This is a genomic window from Chamaesiphon sp. OTE_20_metabat_361 (genome assembly GCF_031364565.1).
The window spans coordinates 1-6,348 of record NZ_JANLWO010000421.1 but is presented as its reverse complement, the minus strand read 5'-3'; the positions used below and the strand labels follow the sequence as shown (position 1 = coordinate 6,348).

The following is a 6,348-nucleotide window of genomic DNA, read 5'->3' as shown; positions in this document are numbered from 1 at the left end:
CTCACGTTAATGGAGATAATTTCAGCGATCGTGAATTGTGGGTGTTGGGTTTCGCATTGCTCTCTACCCAATCTACAACTGAGCCGTCGGGAAACAAAGACACAGCTTAGCATCCGCAATTCTCAATTCTCAATTCTCAATTAATTTAAACTGCTCTTTGGCATTACTAAAGGCTTCCGCCATTACTGCCTGAATTTGTTGCGGATCGGGCTTTTTGCCACCCATGAGATCGCCAAAATAGACACAGGCACCTTCACCCAAGGCGACAGTATACGCCGCTGCCCAAGATGCCGAGATAATACTCCCAAAACCAGGAATAAATTTAATCAACTGTCGGGCGACTAATTGGGCGACAAAACCACCCGCGATCGCACTTACCACCCCGCCCGCTTGAGATGGTGTCAGGGTTTGACCGTATAACTTACCTAGTAGCCCCACCATCGAGACTTGAATCGCGGTAAGTACGGGTAAATCGGCAAACGGGAGCGGAATGGCGGCAACAGTACCCGCCGCGATCGCGCAGGGTAAGATATAACGACGAGCGACATCGCGATAAATATTCCCGAGCTGATTGCTTTCTCCTGCGTGAGTAGCTGTACCTGCCGTGAGTAATTGAGACATCGCTCTCGATTCGGCTTCGGGCAACAAGTCAGCCAGCGTCGCTCGCATCGTCTCCAAGCCATAGAATTCGGGCGTGTAGCCGTCTTCTGCCAATGTAAAGTCAATTAGCACCGCTCGATCGAATAGCCCGGTAAACGCCTGCCCAACGGCTGTGTATGCTCGATCGACTGCCGCGATACTCGTCGGCTCTACTGGATGATCTAGCACAGTAGCTGGATAAACTTCATGCAGGCAAGTAACCGCCAGCAAACAGGGAATCTGCGGATATTTTTGGCGTAATTCGCTGGCGACTTGGCGGAGGGTATCGATCGCGAAATCATTAATTTTTACCGTGAGGATAATAATGCGCGGGCGAGTAGTCTCCGTATCCAGATCGCCGACTAGTTCTTGGATTAAAGTGTTAGTATCGCGATCGATATCACCCAAGCCGACGGTATCGGTAAATACCAGTAGCGGCAGTTCGCTGGATGGATAATCATAGCGGGTAGTCGATTGGGTATGCGGGCGAAAACCCTGCCCGACAATCTCCGCTGATACCCCCGTCAATCACCGCACGATCGAACTTTTGCCCGCTTGGGGTTTACCAATTAATAATGCTTCGGTAGTAGGTAGCTGGGCGCGGACGCTTCCCAAAATCTCGGCTACTTGAGTCTCATCGACACTAAACCACTTCCCAACTGTCCGCGCCGGATCGACAGGTAAGATTTGCATGGCTCGATCGCTAACCATTTGCCAGCCATCAGCAATTTTCTCCTTCCAGCCAGCCGATTTCAACTCGGTTGGCGGTGAATCGAGGTTTGAGGATTGAGGCTGCGGTGACGAGGAGTCGGGTTGCTGGGGCACGATGTTTAGCAAATAATGGCACCGATGACTATTGTCATTATCCGCCGATCCGATCGCCCCTGATGGGGTGTTATTACGGTAGTGCTAACCGTCGAGTGTCTTGATGATGACTCAATTTGCTGCGAACTTTTAAAAGATTTAAAAGTTGGCAATAGCCGTTAAGTAAGTAGCTGGACATAATTAAAGTGACAATGACGAAATCGCCCTCACCCCGCCCTCTCCTCCGGCGCTGGCTCCCCTCTGTCTTGATTCGCTAAACCGTCGGGGAACCCGACGAGCGCGAATCGCTCCCAAGCTTGGGAGAGGGGCTGGGGGTGAGGGCAAGGGGCTGGCATTTTACATTTAATTTCGCCTAGCTAAGTAAATTAAGTCGCTAGTAACTTAACCAGTACTACTAGTCATCAATACCCCTTGCATCTTACTCAAAATATCGATTAGCATTTCTACCTGCTCGTTCGGGCGCAATACCCCTAAGCCTCTTGCTGTCACTCTACCAGTACTGTAGACATAACGCGATCGAGCGTTGTCAGGAATATATTCAGCGAGTAAGTTCCAAGCTGGTTCTGCCATTGGCGTCTCTAAAATTATGTGTTGCTTACCATCGGGACGAATCCGACTAAAACCGAGTTGTTTGGCAATTTGTTTGAGTTCGACGATGCGGAATAATTGTTGAGCTGGTTTAGGAATTTCACCATAGCGATCGTGCCATTCAGCGGCAATATTCGTGAGTTCTTGTTTGGTATCAGCAGCGGCAACGGCACGATAGGCGCTCATTTTTTGCTCTAGATCGGTGATATAATCAGCCGGAATCATCGCGGTTACTTTGAGATCGATTTGAGTATCATCGACTTGGGGGATTTCTTGTCCGCGAATCTCTTTAATCGCTTCTTGCAGCATTTCCATGTACAAGTCAAAGCCGATGACATCCATCTGTCCCGATTGCTCGGCACCTAAAAGATTGCCCACGCCACGAATCTCCATATCGCGAGTAGCGAGCTGATACCCAGAACCGAGCTGAGTGAACTCCTGGATCGCTTTCAACCGCTGTCTGGCTGTCTCAGATAGGGTTGACTCCTTGGGATAAAATAACCAAGCGTGAGCTTGAATCCCAGCCCGTCCGACGCGTCCTCGCAATTGATATAGTTGGGCTAAACCAAATCGATGAGCATCTTCGACGAGGATAGTATTAACGCGGGGAATGTCTAAACCCGACTCGATAATTGTCGTGCAAACTAATAAATCGGCATCACCATTACTAAACGTCAACATCGTCGATTCGAGTTCGGCTTCGTCCATTTGTCCGTGGGCGATCGCAATCCGACATGAGGGAATCTGTTCGCGGATTTTGCCAGCGGTTTCTTCGATGCCTTCGATTTTTGGCACTACATAAAATATCTGTCCGCCGCGATCGAGTTCTTGGCGAATGGCGGTGGCGATCGCGTCGATTTTATATGGCGATAAATGAGTTGCGATCGGGCGACGTGAAGGCGGCGGGGTAGTAATCAGGCTCATTTCGCGCACGCCAGACAGGGACATATAGAGAGTGCGGGGAATGGGTGTAGCAGAGAGAGTTAGGACATCAATTTGACTTTTGAGGGTCTTGATTTTCTCCTTTTGATTGACTCCAAAACGTTGTTCTTCATCGATAGTCAATAAGCCCAAATCTTTGAATTTTAACTCTTTACTCAGTAGTTGATGGGTACCGATCACGATATCTAATTCACCAGTTTTTAGCCGTGCCAAAATATCCTTCCGCTCCTCCGTCGTCCGAAACCGATTTAGTAGCCCGATATTAATTGGATAGGGTGCAAAACGTTCTTTGAGAGTATGATAATGCTGCTGGGTTAAAATTGTCGTCGGTGCGAGAAAGATCACCTGTTTATTGGCAGTTGTCACGGCTTTAAAGATCGCCCGAATTGCTACTTCAGTTTTACCAAAACCGACATCACCACACACCAACCGATCCATCGGTCGATCGCTTTCCATATCGCGTTTGACATCTTGAGTGGCTTTCAATTGATCGGGTGTCGGTTGATAGCGAAATGAGTCTTCTAATTCTTGTTGCCACGGCGCATCGGGTGGGAAAGAAAAGCCCTCTTTTTGCGATCGCTCGGCATAGAGTTTGAGCAAGTCAAAAGCCAATTTGTTAATCGACTTTTTGACTTTCGCCTTGGTCTTTTCCCAAGCTTGTCCGGACAATTTATTTAGTTCTGGTTTTGCCCCCGCTGCCTGTCGAAATCGCGATAACACCCCCAATTGGTCGGCAGGAACTTTCAGCGAACCATCGGCATATTGAATCGTTAAATAGTCTCGCAAAGTATCATCAGTTTGAATACTTTCAAACTTAATGAATCGCCCCAGGCCGTGATTGCGATGCACCACATAATCACCCGGACGCAACTTATTGGGATCGACTTGTTTGGATGCTGCTTGTCGCCGCTTGCGAACGTAACTAAAACTGGCTAAAGATTGCTGTCCGAAAAACTCCCGATCGGTCACTACTACCATCCGAAATGTGGGAAGGATAAATCCTTCTAATTCCGCCACGCCCGAATATTTAATCGCGACTGCCGTATGCTGAATCTGTAACTTATCGATCGCTGGAAAGTCACGCGGATTGGGGACGAATTGAGCGGGACAATCATGTTCTTGTAATAACGATACCGAGCGCGATGGCTGTGCGGAAACCAACCAACTCGAAAAACTTTGCTTGTGATAACCCCGTAAAGTATCGGCAAGCTTAGCAAACTGGTGGGGAATTGTCGGGATCGCTCGACAAGCTAAATTTAAACCTTCGCCGCTAATTACTAATTCATCCAAGCGCAAGCAATTAAATCGATCGCGTATTTTAGTAACGCTCGTACTAAATTGTTGATGGCAAACTGGAGTCCCCGCAGGTAATGTCTCCCACTCCTCTTGGATATATTCCCACCACCGATCGTTGTGTGCTTGTGCCCGATCGAATTCATCGATTGCCACCAGACAATTAGCGGGTAAATAGTCGAGTAACGAGTCACGAGCTGACAAATTAGCTTCGCCAAAAATCGTCCCAAAATTTACCGGAGTCAGTACTAACTTCTCAATTTTGTCAAGCGATCTTTGGGTACTCGGATCGAATTCTCGCAGCTTATCCAGCTCATCCCCAAACCACTCCAACCGCACGGGTAATTCCGCCGCCACTGGAAAAATATCGATAATGTCCCCGCGCCGACTCCATTGTCCCTCCGTCTCTACCAAGGGCACCCGCTCGTAGCCCAAATTTACCAACTGCACGCCCAGTTTCTCGACATCCCCCTCATCCCCCACTTTCAACGTCACACACCGCGCCGCAAACTCGTTCGGCGCAGGCAAATGCGGCTGCAATGCCAGCGTCGTACACACGATCGCCACTCCAGCACCTCTCCCAGTCACCCCGTCCCCAAGTCCCCCCGTCTCCCCATCCCCCCGTCCACCGCCCACAGACAGCACCTCAGCCAAACTCTGCATCTGACCCCAAATCATCTCAGATTCAGTGCTAGCAGCCCCGTAGGGCGATGATTCTGTCGTCGGGTAAAAATGGATTGACTTCCAGCCCATTGCCTCTAATTGAGCCGCCCAACGACCACCTTCTTCTACCGTGGCTGTAACCACCAGTAGATGCTGTTGTGCTGCTTGAGCCAAAGCCGAAGCAACCAAACCTTTCGGTAAACGTGGTAATCCAGTCAGATGGAGCGTTCCCTGCTGTTGAAGCTTTAAGAGCAATTCCGCTGCTAGTTGCGAGCGTTCGAGGGTGCGAATCAGTGCAGAAAAAGCCATCGTTTCAGTCAGCAGTAGAGTAAATAGCCGCGATCTCGAATTGTCACAACTCGATCGAGATATCGAGCTATACCTCACACCTTAGCCGTTTTTAGGAGATTTTTAAAGGGAATCGATCGGCAACAAGATACCCCTGACTAGCAGAAGTCAGGGGTAAACGAGATCGGGGTAGACATTAATTTTTTGGGATAGACACCAACCTGACACGAATACTCAGCTAACTTTAGCCAAATCGACCGCTAATATACTCCTGGGTGCGCTCCTCTTTGGGCGAATTAAAGATATTTCGGGTGTCATCGTATTCCACTAGATAGCCAAACCGACTGCCACCCTCACCCGCTTCGGCATTAAAAAAGGCCGTTTTGTCAGAGACGCGAGCTGCCTGCTGCATATTGTGCGTAACGATAATGATGGTAAACCGATCCTTTAATTCGGTGATTAGATTTTCAATTTGGACGGTAGAAATTGGATCGAGTGCCGAACAAGGTTCGTCCATGAGGATTACTTCTGGTTCGATGGCAATTGTCCGGGCGATACACAACCGCTGTTGTTGACCGCCAGAGAGGGATAATCCACTTTGTTGGAGCTTATCTTTAACTTCATTCCATAGCGCCGCTTTGCGGAGCGACTGCTCGACGCGTTCGTCCATATTGCCCTTAAAGCCAGCAATTTTCAGCCCAAATGCCACATTATCGTAAATAGATTTGGGAAACGGATTGGGCTGTTGGAATACCATCCCAATCCTGCGACGAACTTCTACCGGATCGACTTTTGGATCGTAGAGATTGGTGCCGCGATAGCTAATTTCACCTTGAACTTTGGCATTGGGAATCAGATCGTTGAGGCGATTGTAACAACGTAGCAGGGTACTCTTGCCACAACCAGAAGGGCCAATGAACGAGACAACATTATTCTTGGGAATATCTAGAAAGACGTTCCGCACCGCTTGGAAGGCACCGTAGAAAATCGAGACGTTATCTGTCTTAATTACGATATCCTTGTCCGTCAGAGCTGTCATAAAATTAGGAGATAGAGGATAAAAGTCCGATGGAAGCGGGGATGACATCCCCCGATAATCTTTTAAGAGAT

General features: G+C 48.8%; 2 protein-coding genes and 1 pseudogene. All 3 read right to left on the bottom strand.

Translation table 11 applies throughout. From position 1 onward, the window contains the following. Window positions 1–129 precede the first annotated feature (129 nt). Window positions 130–1,350: pseudogene (locus tag RMO35_RS12210) on the bottom strand (YcjF family protein). Window positions 1,351–1,845: 495 nt separating this feature from the next. Then, on the bottom strand, window positions 1,846–5,259 hold the full coding sequence (gene mfd / locus RMO35_RS12200) for a transcription-repair coupling factor (protein ID WP_309741521.1): 3,414 nt from the start codon (window positions 5,257–5,259) through the stop codon (window positions 1,846–1,848). 223 nt (window positions 5,260–5,482) lie between these two features. Then, window positions 5,483–6,277, bottom strand: coding sequence for a phosphate ABC transporter ATP-binding protein PstB (gene pstB / locus RMO35_RS12195; RefSeq protein WP_309741524.1), 795 nt, complete (start codon window positions 6,275–6,277; stop codon window positions 5,483–5,485). Window positions 6,278–6,348: the final 71 nt, after the last annotated feature.